Source organism: Actinomadura sp. NTSP31, assembly GCF_041951385.1.
Lineage (GTDB): Bacteria > Actinomycetota > Actinomycetes > Streptosporangiales > Streptosporangiaceae > Spirillospora > Spirillospora napierensis.
In genome coordinates this window covers 21,943-45,385 of sequence record NZ_JBGNUT010000007.1, presented here as the reverse complement: position 1 = coordinate 45,385, position 23,443 = coordinate 21,943, and the positions used below count along the sequence as shown (strand labels likewise).

Below are 23,443 nucleotides of genomic sequence, written 5' to 3'. Positions count from 1 at the left end.
GCGGGACCGGGCGTCCGCGGTTTTACACTGGCCGACATGTCCGCCCCAGGCCGCCTGCTGCGCGGCGCCGCCGTCGCCGCCGCGATCCTGTGCGCCTACGGGCTCGGGGTGCTGAGCGGCGAGGGCCGCCCGGACCGCCGGGCCGCCGCGGGCGGGTCGGTGCTGGACGAGGCCGCCGCGAAGATCGGCGGCCGGGCCGCGCATCCGGTCGGCCGCGGCGACCTCGACCGCGCCGCCATCGAGGGTATGCTCCGCGGCCTCGGCGACCGGTGGGCCCGCTACTACCCGGCCGCCGGCTACGACGACATGGAGGGCCGGCTGAACGGCCGCTACAGCGGCGTCGGGCTGTGGCTCGGCAGCGCCGACGGCGACCCCCGGGTGCGGGTCGCGAGCGTCCAGCCGGGCACCCCCGCCGCCCGCGCCGGGGTCCTGGCCGGCGACGTGGTCGCCCGCGTCGGCGGGAGCCCCGCGGCCGGCTGGGACGTGACCCGCGTCGGCCGGGCGCTGCGCGGGCGTCCTGGCGCGGCGGTCGAACTCACCGTGCTGCGCGGGCGTCGGACAGAGGAGTTCCATCTCGTTCGCACCCCCGTCTCCGGAGGCGACGTCACCGTGACCGATCTGCCAGGGCACGTCCGGCTGATCCGGGTCGGCGCGTTCACCCGCGGCACCGGGCGGCAGGTCCGCGACGCGGTGGCCGGGCGGTCGCCGTCCGGCGCCCCGTCCGGCGGGATCATGCTCGACCTGCGCGGCGACCCCGGCGGCCTGCTCGACGAGGCGGTCGAGACGGCGTCGGCGTTCCTGCCCGGCGGGCTCGTCGTGACCTACGAACCGCGCGGCCGGCCCGCCCAGCGGCGCACGGTGACCGCGCCGGGCGACGCGCGGACCCCGCTCGTCGTGCTGGTCGACGCCGGGACCGCCAGCGCCGCCGAGGTGGTCGCCGGGTCCCTGCGCGACCGGGACCGCGCGGTGATCATAGGATCGCGTACGTACGGGAAGGGCTCGGTGCAGGAGTCCGTCCGGCTCTCCGACGGGTCGGCGATCGAGCTGACCGTGGGTCGCTACCGCACCCCGGGCGGCCGTAACCTCGACGGGGTCGGGATCGAGCCCGACGTGGCGGTCTCCGCCGACCGCCCTCCCTCAGTGGCCGAGCAGCGCGGCCGGAGCGTGCTGCGCGGCCTGCTCGCGACGACGCCGGACAAGGACTGATCACAGTGCCACGCGACACAGGGCGCAAGCTCATCGCCCAGAACAAGCGTGCCCGCTACGACTACCACATCGACGACACGTGGGAGGCGGGCATGGTGCTGATGGGCACCGAGGTCAAGGCGCTGCGCGCCGGCCGCGCCTCCCTCGCCGACGGCTACGCCCACGTGATGGACGGCGAGGTGTGGCTGGAGAACGTGCACATCCCCGAGTACACGCAGGGCACCTGGACCAACCACGCGCCGCGCCGCCGCCGCAAGCTGCTGCTGAACCGGCGCGAGATCCAGAAGATCATCGCCAAGTCGTCCGAGCCCGGCTGGACGCTCATCCCGCTGTCGCTGTACTTCAAGGACGGCAAGGCCAAGGTCGAGATCGGCCTGGCCCGTGGTAAGAAGGCCTACGACAAGCGCCAGGCCATCGCCAAGCGGGAAGCCGACCGGGAGATGCAGAAGGCGGCGGCCGCCCGGTTCAGGAGACGGTGAGGGTGTCGAAGAGCAACCGAGGCCGATCCGCCCGCGCGCCGCGGCGGCTCCCGCGCGGGAGCCGCACGGTCCGGCGCCGCGCCGTCTCGCTGGCGGTCTGCGGCGCCCTCGTCGGGACGATGACGACGGGCTGCTGGGCGGAGCCGTCCGCGATGCCCGCCGTCCGCGACTTCCTGATCGCCTGGCAGGTCGGCAACTACCCGGCCGCCGCGAAGAAGACCACCGGCACCGACCGGAAGGCGGTCGCCTCCGCGCTCGGCGCCGTCCGCGCCCAGCTGGACGCGGCGTCGCTGCGGCTGTCGCTCGGCGTCTCCGACGGGCGGGGCCGGGTGGACGACGCCCGGGTCAAGTCGATCGCCAAGAGGGGCGACGACGCCGACGCGCGCTTCTCGGTCAAGATCGACCTCGGGGAGAACGGGCAGCCCTGGGAGTACCTCGGCCACATGCACCTGCGCCGGATCGGCGGCAAGTGGAAGGTCGTCTGGAACCCCTCGATCATCAATCCGGAGCTCGGCCCCGGGCAGCGCCTCGCGGTGGTGTCCGAGGTTCCGCAGCGCGCCATGATCAAGGACACCACGGGCCGCAGCATGCTGCACGAGGTGCCCACCTACAACATCGGCGTCGTCCCCGGCCGCCTCGCCGACCCGCAGCGCACCGTCGAGCAGCTCACCAAGGCCGCCAAGTTCGACGGCGGCCGGCGGCTGGACTCCGAGCGGCTGCTCGGCCGGGTGCACTCCGCCCCGCCGCAGAAGTTCGTGTCGCTGCTGACCCTGCGGTACCCGCAGCAGAGGCAGCTGGCCAACCGGCTCATCCAGATCCCGGGCGTGCTGAACCATCCGATCGAGACCTCGAGCGCGCCGAACTACGCGCCGGAACTGGTCGGCGGCCTCGGCCCGGCCACCGCGGACCTGCTGCAGCAGGTCGGCGCCCCCTACCAGCCGGGCGACACCATCGGCGTCAGCGGCCTGCAGCTCCTGCAGCAGCGCCGGCTCGCCGGGACGCCGACCGTGAAGGTGGTCGCCCAGGACTCCGCCGGCAAGTCCACGCAGGTGCTGAAGACGTGGGACGGGCTGCCGCCGCAGGAGGTCTCCACCACGCTGGACCCCGGCGTCCAGCGCAAGGCCGACGGCGCGCTCAAGGGGCTGCCCTACCCCGCGTCGCTGGTGGCGCTGCACCCGAGCTCCGGGCAGGTCGCCGCGGTCTCCAACCACGGCACCGGCGGCGAGAACCGCGCCTTCGAGGCGCACTACCCGGCCGGCATGACGTTCGGGATCGTGAGCGCCGAGGCGCTGTTCGCCCGTGCGGGCATGAACAGCGCCACCAAGACCAAGTGCCCCGCCAGCGTGACCGTCGGCGGGAAGACCTTCACCAGCAAGCCGCACGCGGACGCGTCCTTCGCCAGCCACTTCGCCCTCGGCTGCAAGACCGCGCTCGCCCAGCTGAGCACCAGGCTCGACGCGCGCGCCCTCCAGGCCGAGGCGGCGCAGCTCGGGATCGGCCGCGGCTGGGGCGCCTCCGCCCCCGCGTTCACCGGTTCCCTGCCGCCGATGAACAGCGAGGGGGCCAAGGCCGCCGCGATGGTCGGCGACGGCGTCCAGGTGAGCCCCCTCGCCATGGCCCTGGTGGCGGGGACCGCCCAGACCGGCACCTGGCGCTCCCCGTACGTGCTGAAGGACCCGGCCAAGCCCGCCGACATCCCGCCGCAGAACCCGCAGTCGGAGGCCATCGCCGACCTGAGGAACGTGCTGACCCGCACCGTCTCCAAGGGCGTCGCCCAGGACGCCCACGTCACCAGCGAGGTCAACGGCACCGCCGCCTACGCCCAGTACACCGAGGGCGGCCGCAACAAGACGGTCTCCTGGTTCGTCGGCGCCCGCGGCGACCTGGCGTTCGCCATCGCCATCGAGGGGCCCGTCTCCGCGTCCAAGGTGGCCGCCAGGTTCCTGAGGAGCACGCCCACGAGCGGCAAGACGTGAGCCTCTACCGCAGGCTGACCGCCCCCGCAGGGACTTTGAGAGGCCTTTACCGGAGGGACGCAACCAACCCGGCACCGGACTGCGTCTTCCAGGGTGACTGAGAAACCGCTTGGGGGGTTGCGGCTCTCGGTCGCAGTGATGAGACCAGAGCCTCGTCTCGGGGGAGGCTCTGCCGTCCGGACCGGCCTGACCCTGCCGGTCGACCCCGGTGGCGCGACACACTCGCGCCACCGGGGTTCCTGCGTGTACGGGCCCCGTCCCGTCCGGGAATGACGTTGCCCCCGCGGGCGTTATCCTTGTAACGTCATGGTGCGGGACGTCCCCGGACTACCGCTTTGACAACTCAACATGGGGGTGACCGGCTTCGACTTCGGTCGTTCGAGCCAGGGGAAGCGGGTCGAGGGTTGCTGTCGTGACCTCGTAAATCCTGTGACAGCAAACCAATAACTGCCAACAAGAAGCAGTCCGAGTTCGCCCTCGCCGCCTGAGCGAGGAGCGAACTCTGTCAGCCCGGTAGCGTCTCCGAACCGGGGTCTGGCATCGTAAGGAGACTCCACCTACCGACCCGGTCGCGGGGCTGGTAGGGAAAACAAACAGCGACTGAGTCCGTCGGCGACGCGCCTGCGCGAGCGCCGGGACTGAGAAAACGCCAAGCAGGCTGCACCCGGAGAAGCCCTGGCCCTTCACCGAAGGACGCGGGTTCGATTCCCGCCACCTCCACCCGTGATGACGGAACGGCCCGACCGGTACCCCGGTCGGGCCGTTCTGTCGTATGCGCAGGTATGCGTGCGGTCGCCGGGCTCGCGGGCCCGGGCCGCGGGCCGTCCGCGTCCGCGGGCCGCCGGACACGCGAAGTTCACAGCGGAGCACTCTGCCCGAAACATCCCAAAATGAAGATCGTCGGCGCATCTACAGAACGATCTTCTTGTGGGGAGACGCGCCTTGGCACCGATCCAGCGGACGCAGAGCGGGCAGTCGCGCAGGAGCTTCCTGCGGGCGGTGGGGGTGACGGGCGGCGCGGGCACGATGTTCGCGGCCATGGGAGCGCTCGGGCTCGCACCGGCCGAGGCCACCGCGGCCGCACCCGCCTTCCAGCCCCCCAGCCCCGCCGACTTCCACCTCACCGGCCGCAGCGCCGCCAGCGTCGTCATCCTCGGCGGCGGCATCGCCGGCCTCGTCTCGGCCTACGAACTCGGCAAGGCCGGGTACCGCTGCACGATCCTCGAACCGCGCGACCGGACGGGCGGCCGCAACTTCACGGTGCGCGGCGGCACCGAGCAGACCGACCTGTTCGGCAACAAGCAGGTCGCCCGCTTCGGCGAAGGCCAGTACCTCAATGCCGGCCCCGCGCGGCTCGCCCAATGGATGGTCACGCTCGACTACTGCAGGGAACTCGGCGTCCCGATCGAGGTGTTCACCAACACCAACGCCGACGCCTACATCTACAACGAGTCCGCCGGCATGAAACCCGGGCACCCCATGCGGTACCGGACGGCCAAGGCCGACGTCTACGGGTACGTGAGCGAACTGCTCGCCAAGGCCGCCGGCCGCGGCGCCCTGGACGCCGACCTGACCGGCGACGACCGCGCCGCGCTCCTGTCCTTCCTGGAGGACTGGGGCCAGATCGGCGGCAAGTCCGACGGCTTCGCCTACAAGGGCGGCGCCAACCGCGGCTACGCCGCCTACCCCGGCGCGGCGGGGCAGCCCGGCACACCGCTCGGAGCCGTCCCCGACGTCTCCGACGTGTTCGCCTCCGCGGTCGGCCGCTACTTCTCCTTCGAGTTCGAGTACGACCAGGCGATGCTGATGTTCCAGCCGGTCGGCGGCATGGACCAGATCCCGAGGGCCCTGACGCGCGCCATCGGCCCCGGCAAGGTCAAGCTGGGCTGCGTCGCCACCCGGCTCACGCAACGGCCGGACGGCGTGACCGTCCACTACACCGACGCCGCGGGCCGCCAGAAGGCCCTGGACGCCGACTACTGCATCGCCGCGATGCCCCCGCACCTGCTGGCCGGGCTCCCGCACAACCTCGGCGGCGACGCCCAGGCGGCCCTGCGGGCCATCACCCCCGCCTCCGCCAGCAAGATCGGACTCGAGTACCGCAGCCGCTGGTGGGAGACCGACCACCGCATCTACGGCGGCATCACCGAGACCGACCTCGACCTCGCCCACGTATGGCACCCGTCGCACGGCTTCCACGGCAGGCGGGGCGTCATCGTCGGCTACTACAACTACGGCGAGACCGCCGACAAGTACGGCAAGATGACCCCGCGGCAGCGCGAGGAGCGCGCCGTCGCCCTCGGCGAACGCATCTACGGCCCCAAGTACCGGACCGAACTCGCCTCGTCCTTCTCCCAGTCCTGGCGCTACATCCCGCACCTCGAAGGCGCCTGGCACAACCTTCCCGACTGGACCCCCGACGCCCCCGTCCTCAAACCGCTGACCGCGCCCACCGGACGCGTTCTCTACGCGGGTGACTGGCTCTCCTACATGGACGCCTGGCAGCACGGCGCCATCCTCTCCGCCCGCCAGGCCGTCACCGCCCTCCACACACGCGCGTTGACCCACTGACTTTGGTGGGGACACCTGCGAACAGTTGGACGCCTGGCCCGTCCGGGGGCGGGCTGGCGTAGATTTCGCGGGTGAGCGTGGATCTGACGGTGGGGACGCGGGTTCTGTTGCGGCGGGTCCGGGCCGAGGACGAGGGCCGGTTCCTCGAACTGGCGGAGGCGAGTTCGGAGCTGCACCGGCCGTGGGTCGCGCTGCCCCGGTCGGCCGCGGAGTTCGCGGCGTATCTGGCACGGTTCGACCAGGTCGGCGCCGTGGGAATGGTCGTCTGCCTGCGCGAGGGCGGGGACATGGCGGGGATGGTCAACATCAACGAGATCGTCCGCGGGTCGTACCAGCGCGGCGTGCTCGGGTACGCGGCGTTCCTGCCGCACGCGGGGCGGGGCTACATGTCCGAGGGGGTCGCGCTCGCGGTCCGGTACGCCTTCGACCGGCTCGGGCTGCACCGGGTCGAGGCCGACATCCAGCCGGGGAACACCGCGTCCGTGCGGCTGGTGGAGCGGCTCGGGTTCCGCCGGGAGGGGTTCTCGCCCGCGTACATCAAGATCGACGGAACGTGGCGGGATCATGAGCGGTGGGCCTTGACGAACGAGGTCTGATCGCGTTTATTGATCATGTAAGACCGATATACCAGTAAAAATTCAGCGCAGCGCCGCGTCTCGGTCTCACCTAGGAGGTCGCAAGCGTGGGCGTCCGCAGAGACGAACCCGGTCACGAGACGGAGTGGCCGGGCGCTCTGGACGTGCGCGCCCTGCTGGAGGGCGGCTGGCGGCCGACCCCGATCCGCGACTTCATCCTCAAGGTCCACAGCAGGTGCAACCTCGCGTGCGACTACTGCTACATGTACGAGATGGCCGACCAGGGCTGGCGGCGGCAGCCGCGGCGGATGTCGCGGCAGGTCGTCGCATGGGCGGCGCAGCGGATCGCCGAGCACGCCCGGGCGAACCTGCTCCCCGAGGTGGAGGTCGTCCTGCACGGCGGCGAGCCCCTGCTGGCGGGCGCCGATCACCTGCGGTACGCGATCGAGGCCATCCGCGCCGCCGCCGAACCCGACGTGCACGTGGGCTTCAGCGTGCAGACCAACGGCGTCCTGCTCGACGAGCTGTTCCTCGACCTGTTCGCCGAGCACGGCGTCAGCGTGGGCGTGAGCCTCGACGGCGACGAGGAGGGGCACGACCTGCACCGGCGGCGCGCGAACGGGCGCGGCAGCTACCAGGACGTCCGGACGGGCCTGGAGCGGCTCACGGGACCGCGGTACCGGCACCTGTTCGGCGGGCTGCTGAGCGCCATCGAGCTGCGCAGCGACCCGATCGCGACGTACGAGGCGCTGCTCGAGTTCCGGCCGCCCGAAATGGACTTCCTGCTCCCGCACGGGAACTGGGACGCGCCGCCGCCCGGCCGTCCGGCCGACGAGTCGGCGCCCTACGGGGACTGGCTCATCGCCATCTTCGACCGCTGGTACGCGGCGGAGGCCGGCGACGTCCGCGTCCGGCTGTTCAGCGAGATCATCCGGCTGCTGTTCGGCCGCATGTCCGGCAGCGAGGCCGTCGGGCTGTCCCCGGTGGCCGTGGCCGTGGTGGAGACCAACGGCGAGATCGAGCAGGTCGACTCGCTGAAGTCGGCCTACGACGGGGCGGCCGGCACCCGGCTGCACGTGTCCCGCGACCCGTTCGACACCGTGCTGTCGCTGCCGTCCGTCGTCGCGCGGCAGATCGGCCGCCGGGCGCTGTCGGAGCAGTGCCTGGCCTGCGAGGCGCACGAGGTCTGCGGCGGCGGCCTGTACCCGCACCGGTACCGCTCGGGCACCGGCTTCCGGAACCCGTCGGTCTACTGCCGCGACCTGTTCAAACTCATCGCCCACATCCGCGACGTCCTCAGCGCCGACCTGGCCGCGCGGCCGGCCGCCACCGTCGCTTAGATCGGCGGCGGGTCGAAGTCGGCGTCCAGCCGGCGCCCGTCCAGGAACACCTGGGCGTCGGGGTGATCGAGCGTGAGGGTGCGGCGGTAGCGCTCCTCCGTGTCGGCGAACAGCGCCTCGGCCTCCTCGTCCCGGCCGAGGGCGCGCAGGTCGGCGATGGCGTTCGCGGCCGCCGACAGCGTCACCGGGTGGTTCTCGCCAACCAGCGTGCGCAGCCGGCGCAGCGTGCCGGAGCAGAGCCGGTACGCCGACTCGCTGTCGCCGAGCGCGGCCAGGTCGCTGGCCAGGTTGAGCGCGACGGTGAGGGGATAGTGGTGGTCGCGGCCCAGCTTGGCCTCCAGGCCGGCCAGCGCGTCCTCGTTGACCTTCCGGGCCACCTGCGGGTCACCGGTGACCCGCCGCAGGATCGCGAGGTTCCCCGCGCAGGCGTGGTTGTACGGGTGCTCGGCACCGTACAGGCGCGGATAGCGGCGGACGGTGTCCTCCGCCAGGAGCAGGGCGTCCTGGAACTCGCCGACGGTGCGGCGGATGTTCGCCAGGCACGTCGCGGCGGCCAGCGTGTCGGGGTGGTCGATGCCGAAGGCGCGCACGTAACGCTGGTGGATGTCCTCGGCGATCTCCAGCGAGCGGTCGTAGTCACCCGCCCGGCGCCGGGCGATGGACAGGTCCTTGCCCGTGCGCAACGTCCAGGGATGGTCGGGGCCCAGCTCCTCGATTCCGAACGCGTAGGCGTCCTCGCCGAGATCGCAGGCCTCCGAGAAGTCTCCGCCGAGCCGCACCGCCCGTGCGAGGCCGGTGTAGATGTTGATGTATCCGCTCGGGTCGCCCGCCTGGCCGCCTTCCGTGAGCACTTGGCGGAAGACCTGCTCGAGAAGAGACCGCGCGCTCGAGTAGTCGCTCTTGAGGCCGTGGTCGAGCGCCACGCTGTTCTTGGCGCGCCAGATGCTCCAGTCGGTCTCCGGGAACTGGGTTCCGAACCGGCGGAGCACGTCCTCGTCGATCTCGTGCGCCTGCTCGAAGTCGCCACTGGCCCTCAGATCGGCCGCCCGACCCCGCAGCGCGCGCAGCGTCGTGTCGTGGTCGGGACCGAGCGCCTTCTCGGCCGCGGCGAGCGTCTGCGCACCCAGCGCGGCGGCCTCGGTGTACTGGCCCAGTTCGCGGAAGAGGTTGCACATTTCCACGCGCAGCCTGAGGACGTCCTCGTGGTCGACGCCGGACGAAGCCGTCCACTCCTCGCGGAACGACTCCGCGAACAACTGGGCGGAGGGATAGTCGCCCGAGGAGTACAGATAGGTGATCATATTGAGCGACAGGTGGCGCACCGCCGGCTCCGGGCACTGGGCGACCCCGGCCGGTTCGAAATGCCCGAGGACGTTCACGAACTTGGTCCAGTTCGCCGAGTCGTTCGGGTCCCGGGGCGCGTAGCCGGCCAGCAGCAGATGGACCTCATGGCGGAGTCGCTGCTGCTCCTTCTCCGGCAGTTCGTCGCGGACGAGGGCCTGGATCAGCCGGTGGACCTGAATGGTCCGGGCGGGAATGTCGAGCCGGGCGAGTGCGAACCGGCCCAGCTCGCCGATGGCCCGGCTCAGCCGGATCGGGTCCCTGATCAGGTCCGAGAGTTGCCTGCTGAGGCCGGGCACGCCCTTGCTGAAAGAGTCCCGCGGAATCGGCTCGGGGCCGAAGAACGCGCAGTAGCGCAGGAGATCCAGGGCCTCGGGCATCTTCTCCTCGAGGCTGGCGACCGAAAGCGCCCAGGCGGCCGTCATCGACACCGGGTACTCGGTCGGCTTGCCCTGGGAGAGCAATTGGCTGGCGCGCTCTTCCAGAAGGCGCAGGTAGTCCGCCACCGCGATACCGGTCTCCGCATGGAGGGCGCCGGCCTGCTCCAAGGCGAGCGGGAGGTCGCCCAGTTCCTCCGCGAGCCGGTCGGCGTCCTTCGCGTCGATGCCGCGCGGAACCCGCCGGCTGAGGAACTCGATGCTCTCCCTGCGGGTGAAGACATCGATGGGCACCGCGTCGACGACGCCCGCCCAGCGGTGGTTCCGCGAGGTGATCAGCACGTGCCCGGGCCCCTGCGGGAGGGTTTCGGTCAGCTCCTCGGGCTCGTCGGCGTTGTCGAAGATCAGCAGCCAGTTGGTGTAGGGCTCGCCTCGCCGCAGCGCGTCCAGCACGGCGTTGGCGGCGTCTTCGACGCCGCTGACCGAGGCGGAGGGGAGGCCGAGGGGCTGCGCCAGGCTCGCCAGCGAGGAGCGCACGAGCACCGGCTGGTCCGCGGGGATCCACCACACGAGGTCGTAGTCGGATCTGTAGCGGTAGGCGTACTCGACCGCCATCTGGGTCTTGCCCACCCCGCCGAGTCCGTGCAGCGCGTGCGGGACGACCGCCGTGACCTGGTTGGCGAGCCCGCCGCGCAGCCGCTCGAGCAGTTCCAGTCGGCCGGTGAAATTCTTGTTCCGCGGAGGGACCTTGCCCCAGATCTGGGGTACCCGCCCTGTGGCGAACGATGATTCCGGCGTTGCGTTGGTCACTCGATCCCCCTGCGCCATGCCGGCGCCCCCACCGGACAGGCCGCATCACGTCGTGGTCAAGTAATTCCGTCAATGAAGATAGTGTATTGAGCCTGCGCGTTCCAGCCTGTGTCACGTGACACATTGATCGCGAACCGATTTTTGGACGTCCTTATCTTCCTGCACGTGTCATCCGAATTGCGCTGCCGCCTCTCCCGGCCTATGGCATTGGACGCGGCTTTCTGAGAACATGGTCACGATCGCCTTGCCGCAGCGTGCAAGAGCGGCGTGGATGTGGCTCTGCGGCGTCGACGTTGGAGGAGACACAGATGCAGGAACGTTCCTTCCGCCTTTCGAGCGACCTTCTCAACGACGCGACCGACACCCTTGCCGGCCCTGGGCTGCGGCGGGCCAGGGCGGAAGTGTCGCGACTGAACCCCAGCGGCCGCGGATTCGACAACAGGGCGGCGCTCGTCGATGAGCATTCGTCTCTGCGCCGCTCCGGCAGCCGTTAAATCCGGCGGAGGAACGCCTCTGGGTGATCGAGCCGGCGGACCGGTGCCGGGTGTCCGCCGGATTCGGCGCCGCGGGGGTCGGCGGTACGTTATTCTCAGGGAACCCTGGGCATCCTGAATTCGATGTCGCTGAAAGCTCTCCAGCGGATAGCCGCTCATGGGGACGGATGATGACCGCGCTAGCTCCTCCGGACGCACCGCATCCTTACGTGGGCGTGCGCGCCTTCGATGACGGGGACGCGCCGTTGTTCCACGGCAGAGGGCAGGAGAAGCGACACGTCGCCGAGACGTGGAAGGCGCGGCGGCTCACCCTGCTGCACGGTCGGGCGGGCGTCGGGAAGACGTCCCTGCTGTGCGCCGGTGTCATCCCGTTTCTGCGTGGTGAGGACGCCGACGTGCTGCCGGCCGCCCGGCTGGCCCACCGCCCTCCGTTCCCGGTCGCCGCGCTGCCCGAGCACAACCACTTCCGGCTCGCCGTGCTGACCTCCTGGTACACCCGCGCCTCCCCGGCCCGGATCTGCGAACTGCCCCTCCGGACGTTCCTGCGCAAGCACCGCCGCATGGACCGGTTCGGCCGCCAGCTGCCCACGCTCGCGGCCATCGACGGCGCCGAAGCGCTGTTGCGGACGTCGGCCCGCCTTGAGCGGCACCGCCGGGAGTTCGTCGACGACCTGGCGAGCGCGATGGACGAGGCACCGGACCTGCATCTTCTCCTGGTCGTGCGGGACGACGCGCTCGAGGACGCGATGTACCTCGCCGACCGGCTCGGTCAGGCGGCACCTGCGACGTGCTCGCTCGATCCGCTGACGCCCGAGGCGGCGTACGAGGCGGTCGCGGAACCGCTGCGCCATGTCGGCAGTCCGGACGAAGCGGTCGCCGAGGCGGTGGTGCGGGAACTCCGGACGGTCCGGGCGGCGGGGGCCGTCCAGACGACGTCCCGTGTCGAACCCGCTCTGTTGCAGCTCGTGTGCGAACGCCTCTGGGAGGACTTGCCCAGCGAGTCTGACATTTCCGGTGAGCGGCTGCGCGACGAGGTGAACCGCGCGCTGAGGGAGTCGTGCGCCCGCAACCTCGCCACCGTCGCGGCGGACCAGAGCCTCCCCGCGGGCAAGCTCGTGTCCTGGTTCCGCGGCATGTTCGGCGGGCCGCAGGGACGCGCCGGGATCCCCGAGTCGCGGTTGCACGACGACGTGCCGAGGGCCGTGGTCGACGCGATCCAGGACCGGCACCTCATCAGGGCGCGGCTCAACGGCAAGGAACGGCACTTCGAGCTGCAACACCCCCGGCTGATCGAACCGATCGGGCAGCTCGACGGCGGGGCGGTTCCCAGCCGGCCCGGTCCCTCGACCCGCCTCGGCCAGGCGCACCGCGCCATGGCGGGCGGTGATCCGGAACTCGCGCGGCGCCATGCGGAAGCGGCCGTCCGCGCCTGCGGCGAAGGCGACCTCAAGGTCCTCGCCGACGCGACCACCTTCCTCGGCGACGTCGCCTACGAGCAGGGGGACACCCCGACGGCCGTGCTGCGCTACCGGGAGGCGGCGCGGATCTGTGAGGCGGTTCCGGACAACGCCGCGGTCGGTTGGCTGCTCGCCGGAATCGGCCGGATCCTGCTGTCGGGGGGCGTCGGCGATCCCGGCGAGGCCGTACGGCAGCTCCAGGGGGCGGCGAGCCGGCTGCCGCACGAGCTGTCGATCCAGACCGCGCTCGGCCAGGCGCTGTGGCGGTCCGGCCGGACCCGCGCCGCCCGCGCCGTCTTCGATGACGTCCTCGGCCACGACAGCCGGAACCGTGAGGCGCTCATCGCCAAGCGCGCCTTGTCCGGAATCGCCTGACCCGGCGCTGCGCCGGGCAGTGGCCTTCCGCGACATACGAAGCGTTCAGCGGTGCGGCCGGTCGAGAGCGGAATGGCATGGCGCGGCGGCTCGAGCCGAGCACTCTTCCATGGGAAAAGGGAACAGGCGTTCGATGAGCGCGGCTACGTTGGAGTGCTGGGCGATCACTTATCGTGTCATGGTGGCGGCCTGACGCCCGCGCTCCTTGTTTTACCGGCCAATGCCGCCGCCCTTGGGGCGCTTCGGGTAAACGATGTGGCTACCTCTACTTGGCCCGGGAAAAGTCCTTGCTAGCATGTATTTTCATGCGACGCCAGCACACTTGGAAAGCGTTACCTTCTCTCTTATGCGCCTATGTAATCGTTTGTCCAGTTTGATACCGTTTATCCAGGATAACGGCCTGGTGTCTGTGTAGCGTCGTCCGGTGACCGATTGCCGTGAACGCTAGGAAAGGCAATTGGTTGTCCGATGTTCCGCGTTCTCGTAAGTTCCCTGGCTTGCTGCGCCATTTTACCCTGGAAGCTTATCGCTCTTTTCTGAGCTTGTCATATAGTCGCCGCTATTTCGCCGCCCTGTCCGCCGGTTCGGCGGTATCGCAATTCGGCTCCATGAGCGTGGCCGCGGCCGGCCCGCTGCTCGTGCTCTCCGAGACCGGATCCCCCGTCTCGGCGGGCTATGTCACCGCCGCGAGCGTCCTGCCGAGCTTCATCCTGCATGTGCCGGCGGGCGCGCTGGCCGACCGGTTCGACCGCCGCACGGTGATGTGGGCCAGCCAGTTGGTACGCATCGTCTCCGCACTGGTCACATGCTTCTGCCTGCTGTCGATGTCCTTCTCCGTGCCTCTCCTGGCCGCGGCCGCGGTGGTGGACGGCTCGTGCGCCATCCTCTACGAGGTCGCGGAGAGCGCCGCCGTGCCGGAACTGGTCTCGAAAGAGTCGTTGTCCATGGCGATCGGCAGCAACGAGGCGAAACTGAATGCGTCGATGCTCCTGGGGCGCCCGATGGGAGGTGCGCTGCTGGCGGTGAATCCGGTGATGCCCTACTTCATCGGGGCCTGTACCTCGCTTTTCCCGGTTGTCACCCTTGCCGTATTGCGGCGTCCGGGCGAGTCGGAAAGGCGCCCCGCCGGTCCGCGGCGGCGCGGACGGGGCGAGCCGGGGCCACCGCGAGTCGAAGTGGCAGAGAGGGAGGACGGAGAAGGCCAAGGGGGGGCGGGTGACCGCGGGGCGCTCCGCCATGCGTTCGGCCTGGTCGTCAATGACGCGTTCTCCTGTGCGGTGCTCGCCGCCTGCTTCCTGGCGAACTTCTTTTTCCAGGTGATCGTGCTCCTGCAGATCCTGCTGGCCGAGCGTGCGGGTATGCCCAGTTATGTCGTCGGGTTGCTCCTGTCTTTTTCCGGGATAGGTGGGTTTGTCGGAGCGATCATATCGCCGTTCATTCTCCGTCGCCTTTCCCCGTCGGTGTCGGTGCTGCTCTCCGTCCTGGCTTGGGTTCCTCTGGTCTGGATGTCCACCGCTCTGGTGAACCCCGCCATCGGATTGCTCGGATGGGGATTGTGCAGTGCCGTGGGAACGCCCATAACCATAGCGTTGAAGACCCATCAAGCGAATGAGGTCCCGGCCGAGTCGCTGGGCCTCATCACCGGTATCACTCGCCTTCTCAGCGTGGGGGCGGTGGCGCTGGGCGCGCTCAGCGGCGGATGGATCATCCATCTGCTGGGGCCGGGCTTGACCGCGATCGTCGCCGACGCCGTCTTCGTCGTCATCGCGCTGGTGGTCCTGCAGATGCTCCACGACGAGGCCCTCCTCGTTCTGGCATCGATCAAGAGGGCCGTGCATGCCGCCGGGTCCTTCGTCCTTCGTGGCGCGATCCCGGGGCCCCGGCCACGCGAGGTCGCACCAGATGATTCGAGCCCGACCGCTGATCAATGCGATCCATCCCGAAATTCCGAACCGGAGGATTCCCCTGAAAGGGGGGATCTGGGTGAATCGCCTCAGTATGTAGATGCCAGGAAGTCCCCCGAACCGCCGAGGGCCGTCGAGGACTGGCCGCGGCCGACGCCCGGCCAAATCGAGGCCGCCGTCCAATCCCGTCTCCGCGTCGAACTGGGAGACCACGAGCGGCGCACGGTCGGCCTCGTCGGCGCGCGCGACCCCAAGGTGACCGCCGAGGATCCGAGACGATCGGTGCCGATTGCAGATCTTGTCCGAAGTGTGTCAGGTGACGCGGTTTCCGGCGGCTCCGTTACGTCATAGTGTGTCGGTTGATTCTCGGGCGCACAGGGATTGGCCGCGGCAGGCGGGACGACCGCCGCGTGCGTGGGCCGGGGTGGAGGCACGGCGCAGTGATGACGTCGCTGGATGTCGACGACCAGCATCGGCTCGTCGAGGCGATCCTGCGGATCGAGGGGATGAGCGTTCGGCGCGGGCGTGAGGTGCATCTGGCGGCCCTGGAGCGCGACCTGGGGCATCGGCTGCCCCTGGAGCACCACGACCAGGACAAGCTCGATGTGTGGGCCCTGGTCGACGTCCTGCTCAACTATCCGGGGGCCGCGCAGGCGCTGGTGCGGAACCTTGAGCGGTTCTACAAGAACAGCCTTTCCGTGGCGGCCCTCCGGGACCTCGTACGGGAGCTGCTCCCCGAACCGTGGCTCGGGCAGGCCGCGCGGCGGGAGCTGCACCAGCTGATCACCGCGCTGGAGCGGCTGGATCCGGACCTGTCGCATCTCAGCCGGTTCCCGATGCTCTACCGGCGGGCGGTCGGACCGGCCTGGCCGCTCGTGGACCGGGAGATCCGCAGCCTGCACGACGTCGTCGCGCTCCTGGAGGAGATGCCCGACGGTCCGGACGGCCTGCCGCCGCTGCTGGTCTTCGTCGGCGACATGGCCGAGTACGTCGACCGGACGACGGCGCCGCCGCTGCGGGACTGGGTGGCCCGGCAGGCGGCGGCGCAGGGGCTGCCCAGGGCGCCCGTCCGGCGGGCACCGGCGCGGATGGAGGCCGGAGCCCCCGCCGAGCCGTCCGAGACCTACCTGATCATCGCGTGCACGCCCGACGCGCTGGAACCGGACCGGTACCTGGTGACCGCGTGGCTCCAGGTGGACCAGGAACCGGGCAGCACCCTGCAGTGCAGCGACGAGGCGGTGCCGTTCGGCCGGATCCCCGAACTGCTGGAGCGGCTGCTCACCGCGGAGAGCTCGGTGGTCGGCCGCCGCACTCCCGACCTCACCATCGAGTTCATCCTGCCCCGCGCGCTGCTCGGCCGTCCCGTCGAGGAGGTCAAGATCAGGTTCGCCGGGCTGGAGCACCGCATCGGCATCAAGTATCCGGTGGTCGTGCGGAGCCTGGACCGGATGCGCGACGCCGCCATCCACCTCGACTGGCGGCACAAGTGGACCCGGCTGCGCGGCAACTCCGTCGGCGCCCCCTTCTGCCTGGTGACGCAGCGCGGCGAATACGACATGGAAGTGCTGTTCGCCAAGCTGTCGGAGACCTCCCCGGGGGTGCTCGCGCTGGCGTTCCCGCCGTGGGGCGCCGGGAGCGGGGAATCGGACGAGCACTGGGTCGGGCTCGTCGCCGGGACCCCCGTGATCGCCTGGTGCCGGGACGGCCGCGACCCGGCGATGTTCGCCAGAGAGGTCGAGGACCTGCTGACCGCCGACCTGATGAAGCTGCCCCGGCGGACCATGGAACTGCGCCGGCGGGCGCTGTCCGGGGAGGGCGCCGGGGCCGGCCACCTCGGCCGGCATCTGACGCTGCTGTTCGACGACGCGGACCGCATCCCCGAGCCGTACGTCCGGCTCCGACCCCCCGCATAGCACCGGAAGGCCCTCCCTCCATGACGACTGAACCGCAATCCAGTGGCCCGGCCGGCGACTGGCGCATCTACCGGGGCGACGGCCTGCCGCACGACCGCGTGCGGCACCTGCCGCCGCCCCCGCCGTGGCGCCGGTTCAGCCCGGAGGACGCCGCCCAGGGACGCGGGCGGCGGGACCAGCAGGCGATCTCCTACCGTCCCGACGAATCGGTGGTCGACAAGGTGAACGCGGCGATCCTGCTGCGGCGCCCGCTGCTGGTCACGGGCAAGCCCGGATCGGGCAAGTCCACCCTCGCCTACAACGTCGCCTACGAACTCGGGCTCGGCGCGGTGCTGTACTGGTCGATCACCAGCAACACCACGCTTGAGTCCGGGCTGTACCACTACGACGCGATCGGCCGGCTCCACGAGACGAGCCTGCGCGGCGTGGGCGGCCGCGCGGACACGGCCGATCCGCCGGACATCGGGCGCTACATCCGGCTCGGTCCGCTCGGCACCGCGCTGCTGCCCGGCGACCGGCCCCGCGTCCTGCTCATCGATGAGCTGGACAAGAGCAACATCGACCTGCCGAACGACCTGCTCTACGTGTTCGAGGAGGGCCGGTTCACCATCCCGGAGCTGCAGCGGCTGCCCGAGGAGCAGGCGCGGATCCACGTGATGACCGAGGACGGCGGGCCGCGGGTGCCGGTCGAGCACGGCGAGGTGCGGTGCGCGAACTTCCCCACCGTGATCATCACCAGCAACGGCGAGCGGGAGTTCCCGCCCGCGTTCCTGCGCCGGTGCGTGCGGCTGGTGATCGAGCCGCCCGGCCGGGAACGGCTCGCGGAGATCATCGAGGCGCATCTCGGCGCGGACGCCCGGGCCGCGAGCGAAGGGCTCATCCAGGAGTTCCTCGCCCGCCGGGCCGACGGCGCGCTCGCCACCGACCAGCTCCTCAACGCCGTGTACCTGGCGACGTCGGGGAGCCGGCCCCCGGAGGCCAAGCTGAGCGAGATCCTCGACACGGTGCTCCGCCCGATCGAGATGCCCGGCGCGGGATGATCGCCCGGCTCGTCGAGGCCCTGCAGGCGCTCGACCCGCAGCCGACGGCGGACGAGATCGCCGACGCGCTCTGGCTCGCCGACTGGTTCCGCACGCACGAGGGCCCGGCCCACCGCGCCGCGAGCGACGCCGCCGGGTCCGTCGGCGGCGGGTCCGCCGAGCCGCCGCCCGCGCCCCGTCCGGCCGAGCCGCCCGCGGCGCCCGAGCGCGACCCCGCGCCACCGCCGCCGGTCGAGGCGGGGCTCTACACGGCCGGGCAGGAGGTGCCGGCCACCTCGTTCCCGGTCCGCATGCCCGCGATGCCGGCCATCTCCCGGACGCTGCCGCTGGCCCGCGCGCTGCGCCCGCTGCGCGCGACCGTTCCCTCGCTGACCCGCAAGCTCCTCGACGAGGCGGCGACCGCCCAGCGCATCGCCGAGACGGGCGTCTGCGAGCCCGTCATGGTCCCGGCGCGGGAACGCCGGCACGACCTGGCCCTGATCGCGGACGTCAGCCCGTCCATGGTGGTGTGGCGGCAGACCATCGAGGAGCTGCAGGCACTGCTGCAGCAGCTCGGCGCCTTCCGCGACCTGCGGAACTGGTACCTGGACACCGGCGGCGAGCGGTTGTCGTTGCGCACCGGGTCGGCGTTCGGGGTCGGCGCGGACCGCGACCCCGACGAGCTCGTCGACCCGACCGGGCGGCGCGTCATCCTGGTCGTCAGCGACTGCATCGGCGCGGCGTGGCAGGACGGCCGGGCCGCGGCGCTGCTCGACAGGTGGGGCCGGGCCGGGACGGTCGCGATCGCGCAGCCGCTCCCGCAGCGGTTGTGGTGGCGGACCGCCGCGGCCGTCGAGCCGGTGCGGTTCACGGCGCCCGGGCCGGCGGTCGCCAACGAGCGGCTCGTCGTGGCGCGCGCACCGCTCGGGTCCCGCGAGGGCGGCCCGCCCGGCATCCCGATACCGGTCGTCGAGCTGAACGAGCGCTGGATGCGCGCATGGGCCCGCATGGTCGCCCACGGCGGCAGGGACGTCAACGGGGCCGCCCTGTTCACCGGACGGCCGGTGGCGCACCCGCCCGCCGATCCCGCCGCCGACGCGGTGTCCGCGGAGATGCGGGTCAAGCAGTTCCGGGCGTCCTCGTCGCCGGCGGCGTTCAAGCTCGCCACCTACCTCGCGGCGGCGCCGTTGCGGCTGCCCGTCATGCGCCTGGTCCAGCGGGCGATGCTCCCGGCCTCCACGTCCGCCGACCTCGCCGAGGTCTTCCTCAGCGGCCTGCTGCGGATGGTCGGCCGGCCGGCCGGCGGCGGCCACGAGGAGGTCGCCTACGAGTTCCACGACGGCGTCCGGGAGATCCTGCTGCAGGGGCTGCGCAGACGCGAGGTGTACCAGGTGCTGCGCGCGGTGTGGGACGTCGTCCGCGACCGCATCGGCTCGTCGCTGGACTTCCCGGCGCTGCTCGCGGCGGTGAGCCGGGGCGAGGTGCGGCTTCCGCCGGACCTGCCGTTCGCGCAGGTGGCGGCGCAGGCGCTGGTCGGCCTCGGCGGCCCGTACCGCGAGATGGCGCGCCGGCTGACCAGGGACGTTCCGGCGCCCGGGGCGTCCGAGGACGCCGGCACGGCCACGCTGGACGCGGTGCGGGCGCCCGCCGCGGTCCAGGGCGCCGAGCAGGAGCCCGTGCCGGTCAGCGGGCTGCCGGCCCGCAACCCCGACTTCACCGGACGCGACCGGCTCCTCGCGGCGGTCCGGGAGGCGCTGGGCGGCGGCATGGCGGCGCTCCTGCCGCGGTCGGAGTTCGGCATCGGGGGAGAAGGCAAGTCGAACCTCGCGGTGGAGTACGCCTACCGCCATGCCGGCGACTACGACCTGGTGTGGTGGATCCCGGCCGAGCAGACGACCTCGGCGCGGGCCGCGCTGGCCCTGCTGGCACGGCGGCTCGGCCTGCCGCTGAGCGACGACATCAAGGACACCGTGGACGGCGTCCTGCGGACGTTGCGCGACGGGCGGCCCTACCGCCGCTGGCTGCTCATCTACGACAACGCGCAGGACCCGGACCAGGTCGTCCCGCTGACGCCGCTGTCGGTCGACGGGGCCGGCCCGGGCCCCGGCCCCGGGCGCCACGTCCTCGTGACGTCCCGCGACCGCGGCTGGGAACGGCACGCGGCCGTGGTGGACGTCGACGTCTTCGAGCGGCCGGAGAGCATCGCGCTGCTCCGGCGGCTGGTGCCGCGCCTGTCGGAGGCGGAGGCCGACCTGCTGTCGGAGCGGATGGGCGACCTCCCGCTGGCGGTCGGCCAGGCGGCCGCATGGCAGGTCGTCACCGGAGGCACCGCCGAGGAGTACCTGCGGCTGTTCGACCGGCGCCTCACCGAGTTCGCCTCCGGTGCCGGTGCCGGTGCCGGTGCCGAGGAGCTGCCGGGGCCGCTGGCGGCCGGGGTGAGCCTCAACCTCGACCTGCTCCGCGAGGAGGACCCGGTCGCGGGCCTCCTGCTGGAGCTGTGGGCGGTGTTCGACCCCGAACCGGTGTCGTGCGGGCTGCTGTCCGCGGGCCGGTCGGCGCCGCTGCCCGCCGAACTGACGGCGCTCCTGGCCGACCGGGACCGGCTGCTCGCGGCGATGCGCGACATCTCCCGGTTCTCTCTCGCCCGCTTCGACGAGGAGCCGGGCAGCCTGCAGGTCCACCGGCTGGTCCGGGCGATCCTCGACGACCGGCTCGGCGCGCGGGGGCGGCGGCGCGTCCGGGCGCACGTCCACGCGATCCTCGCCGCGGCGACGCCGCAGGAGGAGCCGGAGGTGGAGTCCACCTGGGAACGGCGCTCGGAGATCACGCCCCATGTGGTCCCGTCCGGCGTGTTCGAGGCCGACGAGCCGGACATCCGCCGGGTCGGCATCGACCAGGCCCAGTTCCTGTACCAGTCGGGAGAGTACGAGGGCAGCCGGCGGCTGGCGGAGATCGCGCTGGACGGATGGCTGGAGCGCTACGGCCCGGACGACGACGCGGTCCTCGCCGTCTCCCGCGTGCTCGCGAACGCCCTGCGCGGGCTCGGCGACAACCGGGCGGCGGCCGACCTCAGCAAGGACAACCTCGAGCGGACGCGCCGCAAGTACGGCGCCGACCATCTCCAGACCCTCTTCGCCGCCAACGGGTACGGCGCCGACCTGCGTTTCCGCGGCGAGTTCCGCGAAGCCCACGCGGTCGATCTCGATGCCTGGCGGCGTATCCGCCAGGTGCACGGGGACGAGCCCGACACCCATCTCGCCGCCGGCAACCTCGCCGTCGACCTGCGCATCCTGGGGAACTTCCGGGAGGCGCACGAGATCGACCTCGAGGTGTGGCACAGGGAGGGGCAGTCCTACCGCCAGCGTTTCCGCGCCACCCACAACCTCGCCCGGGACCTGCACTTCCTGGGGAGGTACGAGGAGGCGTGCGTGATGCAGGTGGAGAGCCTGGCCAATCTGCGGCCGGTGCTCGGCCCCGGCCACGCGCTGGTCCTCCAGGCGAAGATGAGCCACGCGGGGACGCTGCGCAAGCTCGGGCGCTTCGAGGAGGCGCACCGCCTGGCGACCGAGACGTTCGCCGCCCATGTCCGCCGGTTCGGCGAGGAGCATCCGAACACTCTGGCGAGCAGGGTCTGCCTGGCGCTCGCGACCAGCGCGATCGGACGGCCCGACGAGGCGCTGCCGCTGATCGACCGGGCGATGGAGGGCTACCGCCGGGTGATGGGGGAGGGGCATCCGTTCGTGCACGTCTGCGCCGTCGACAGGGCGGTCGTCCTGCGGCGGCTGGCGGAGGCCTACGCGGCGCAGGAGACCGACCAGGCCGCCCTGGCGGATCTGGAGGGCGGGACGCTCGGCCGCAACCACTACTACACGCTGTGCGCGACGGTGGGGCTGGCCAACGACTACTACCTGCTAGGCGAGCTGGAGTCCGCGGTCCGGCTGCTGTCCGAGGCGCGGGGGAAGATGACCGAGTCGCTGGGCGAGCGGCACCCCTACTCGCTGGCCGTGGAGCTGAACCTGGACCGGGCCCGTGCCGCGCTGGGCGGCGGGCAGGGCGGCGGACCGGCCCCGGCTCCGGCGGCGTTGGCGCAGGTGCTCGGCGGGGAGCACCCGGACGTGCTGGCGGCCCGGCGGGGCGAGCTGCTCGAATGCGACATCGAGCCGCCCGCCCTGTGAACCGTCCCGGGTCAGCCCTCCGGCGCGGCCTCCGCGAGCGCCAGATCGTGCTGGACGGTCCGGCCGATGTGGCTGATCAGCGCCATCAGGTCGGGGCAGTACACCGACGGGTTGAGGTAGCCGCGCCCTTCCCGGTAGCGGTGCGCGTAGGCTCCACCGCCGCAGATGTCGCGTATCGCGCAGGCCTTGCACGTGTCCGACAACGCGTCCGCGCCGATCTGGCGGGCGACCACGCCGGGATGCCGCAGCGCGTCGTCGAGGCTGCCGCCGAAGACCGTGAGGCCGGTCTCGGGCGCCCCCGCGTAGGAGGTCTTCAGCGTGTCGACCTGCTGGAGCGTCCCGTCGGTGTCGACAACGACCATCGCGACCGGGGACAGGCCGATGTTCTCGCTGCGGCTCTGCGCCCCGAGCAGCAGATTGAGGATCTCCTCGAACAGCCGGACGCCGGTCTCCTTGCGGGGCGCGTGGTACCAGCGGTCGAACACCCTGATGAGCCACTCGGCGTAGGGCGCGTCGGAACCGCCGGCGGGGCGGCGGGGCGGCGGGGCGGTCCAGGTCCCGTGCGGGAGCAGGAAGTCGATGCGCGGCGGCTCTGTCTCCAGGAGGGCCTCGTACGTCCCGACCGGGTCGTTGTCGAGGTCCACCGTGCAGAGCAGCCCCCGGTAGAGCCGCCGATGCGAGCCGGCGAGCCGCTTCAGCCCGCGCATGACGTCGGCGTGGCTTCCCCGTCCGTTGGCGCGGAGCCGGTGGCGGTCGTGCCCCTCGCGGTCGCCGTCCAGGCTGACGGCCACGCCCACGTCGTGCGCCTCGAGCGTCGAGAGCATCGCGTCGGTGAGGAGCACGCCGTTGGTCTGGGTCGTCACCTCGACGGCGCAGGAGGCGGGCACGGCGGCGCGGAACCGGCCGACGGCCTCGGCGATCGCCGTGCGGCCCGCGAGCAGCGGCTCCCCTCCATGCAGGACGACCGACACCTTGGCGAGCGCATGGTCGCGGGCGTGCTCGCCCAGCCTCGCGGCGGTGGCGGCGACGACCTCCGCCGGCATCGCGGCCGGCCGCGTCCGCCACGTCTGGTCGGCGCCCTCGTAGACGTAGCAGTAGTCGCAGGCGAGGTTGCAGCGGCCATGGATCTTGACCACGACCTCGGAGAAGGGAACGGGACGCCAACCGCCGGCCACCAGAGCCCGGACGTCGAGCCCGACCAACGGCCACTCGCCGGATTCCGCCGTGCCTCCTTGGGCGACCTGCATGACGGGCCTCCTCTCTCAGCCGAGAAGTACTGCACCTCTATTGGCTCGGGCCGTGAGGCCGGCTGCGTGCGACTATCTCAGAGATCGGCCCTTGAATGACGCAGCGGAAAAAGACGCGCTATGGCGAACTGCACGGAACTCGTGTCGTTTCGAATAGGGGGGCGGTGCCGGGGGACGGCGTGGC

General features: G+C 71.7%; 14 protein-coding genes and 1 other RNA gene. 13 read left to right on the top strand and 2 right to left on the bottom strand.

Annotated elements, in window-relative coordinates:
* Nucleotides 1-36 precede the first annotated feature (36 nt).
* The 7 genes from ACA514_RS13970 to ACA514_RS13940 all read left to right on the top strand — a co-directional run bounded on the left by ACA514_RS13970 (nt 37) and on the right by ACA514_RS13940 (nt 8,147).
* Nucleotides 37-1,206, top strand: coding sequence for a S41 family peptidase (locus ACA514_RS13970; protein ID WP_375041529.1), 1,170 nt, complete (start codon nt 37-39; stop codon nt 1,204-1,206).
* Between the two features lie 5 nt (nt 1,207-1,211).
* Nucleotides 1,212-1,685, top strand: a complete 474-nt coding sequence (smpB, locus tag ACA514_RS13965) for an SsrA-binding protein SmpB (RefSeq protein ID WP_375041528.1) — start codon at nt 1,212-1,214, stop codon at nt 1,683-1,685.
* Nucleotides 1,686-1,687: 2 nt separating this feature from the next.
* On the top strand, nt 1,688-3,661 hold the full coding sequence (locus tag ACA514_RS13960; RefSeq protein WP_375041527.1) for a penicillin-binding transpeptidase domain-containing protein: 1,974 nt from the start codon (nt 1,688-1,690) through the stop codon (nt 3,659-3,661).
* Between the two features lie 350 nt (nt 3,662-4,011).
* Nucleotides 4,012-4,384, top strand: a transfer-messenger RNA (tmRNA) gene (ssrA, locus tag ACA514_RS13955).
* Nucleotides 4,385-4,603: 219 nt separating this feature from the next.
* Complete coding sequence (locus ACA514_RS13950; protein WP_375041526.1) at nt 4,604-6,232, top strand: flavin monoamine oxidase family protein; 1,629 nt, start codon at nt 4,604-4,606, stop codon at nt 6,230-6,232.
* A 71-nt stretch (nt 6,233-6,303) separates the two neighbouring features.
* Nucleotides 6,304-6,828, top strand: coding sequence for a GNAT family N-acetyltransferase (locus ACA514_RS13945; protein ID WP_375041525.1), 525 nt, complete (start codon nt 6,304-6,306; stop codon nt 6,826-6,828).
* A gap of 86 nt (nt 6,829-6,914) precedes the next feature.
* Nucleotides 6,915-8,147, top strand: coding sequence for an FxsB family cyclophane-forming radical SAM/SPASM peptide maturase (locus ACA514_RS13940; RefSeq protein WP_375041524.1), 1,233 nt, complete (start codon nt 6,915-6,917; stop codon nt 8,145-8,147).
* On the opposite strand, the gene fxsT (ACA514_RS13935) is transcribed toward ACA514_RS13940, so the two are convergent.
* On the bottom strand, nt 8,144-10,675 hold the full coding sequence (fxsT, locus tag ACA514_RS13935) for an FxSxx-COOH system tetratricopeptide repeat protein (RefSeq protein ID WP_375041523.1): 2,532 nt from the start codon (nt 10,673-10,675) through the stop codon (nt 8,144-8,146). The genes ACA514_RS13940 and fxsT (ACA514_RS13935) overlap by 4 nt on opposite strands.
* A 308-nt stretch (nt 10,676-10,983) precedes the next feature.
* Here fxsT (ACA514_RS13935) and ACA514_RS13930 point away from each other — a divergent pair, with 308 nt between their 5' ends.
* From ACA514_RS13930 to fxsT (ACA514_RS13905), 6 genes are all read left to right on the top strand, one after another.
* A complete protein-coding gene (locus tag ACA514_RS13930) occupies nt 10,984-11,169 on the top strand; it encodes a hypothetical protein (RefSeq protein WP_375041522.1) in 186 nt (61 codons plus the stop codon).
* A gap of 215 nt (nt 11,170-11,384) precedes the next feature.
* A complete protein-coding gene (locus tag ACA514_RS13925; protein ID WP_375041521.1) occupies nt 11,385-13,001 on the top strand; it encodes a tetratricopeptide repeat protein in 1,617 nt (538 codons plus the stop codon).
* 497 nt (nt 13,002-13,498) lie between these two features.
* Nucleotides 13,499-15,256, top strand: a complete 1,758-nt coding sequence (locus ACA514_RS13920) for an MFS transporter (RefSeq protein ID WP_375041520.1) — start codon at nt 13,499-13,501, stop codon at nt 15,254-15,256.
* Nucleotides 15,257-15,348: 92 nt separating this feature from the next.
* Nucleotides 15,349-16,818, top strand: a complete 1,470-nt coding sequence (locus tag ACA514_RS13915) for a hypothetical protein (protein ID WP_375041519.1) — start codon at nt 15,349-15,351, stop codon at nt 16,816-16,818.
* Between the two features lie 20 nt (nt 16,819-16,838).
* Nucleotides 16,839-17,858, top strand: coding sequence for an AAA family ATPase (locus tag ACA514_RS13910; protein ID WP_375041518.1), 1,020 nt, complete (start codon nt 16,839-16,841; stop codon nt 17,856-17,858).
* Nucleotides 17,855-22,012, top strand: a complete 4,158-nt coding sequence (gene fxsT / locus ACA514_RS13905) for an FxSxx-COOH system tetratricopeptide repeat protein (protein ID WP_375041517.1) — start codon at nt 17,855-17,857, stop codon at nt 22,010-22,012. Before ACA514_RS13910 ends, fxsT (ACA514_RS13905) begins: the two co-directional genes overlap by 4 nt.
* A gap of 11 nt (nt 22,013-22,023) precedes the next feature.
* Here fxsT (ACA514_RS13905) and ACA514_RS13900 read toward each other — a convergent pair whose 3' ends face one another.
* Nucleotides 22,024-23,259 (bottom strand): FxsB family cyclophane-forming radical SAM/SPASM peptide maturase, encoded by a 1,236-nt coding sequence (locus tag ACA514_RS13900; RefSeq protein WP_375041516.1) that lies wholly within the window; start codon nt 23,257-23,259, stop codon nt 22,024-22,026.
* Nucleotides 23,260-23,443 lie beyond the last annotated feature (184 nt).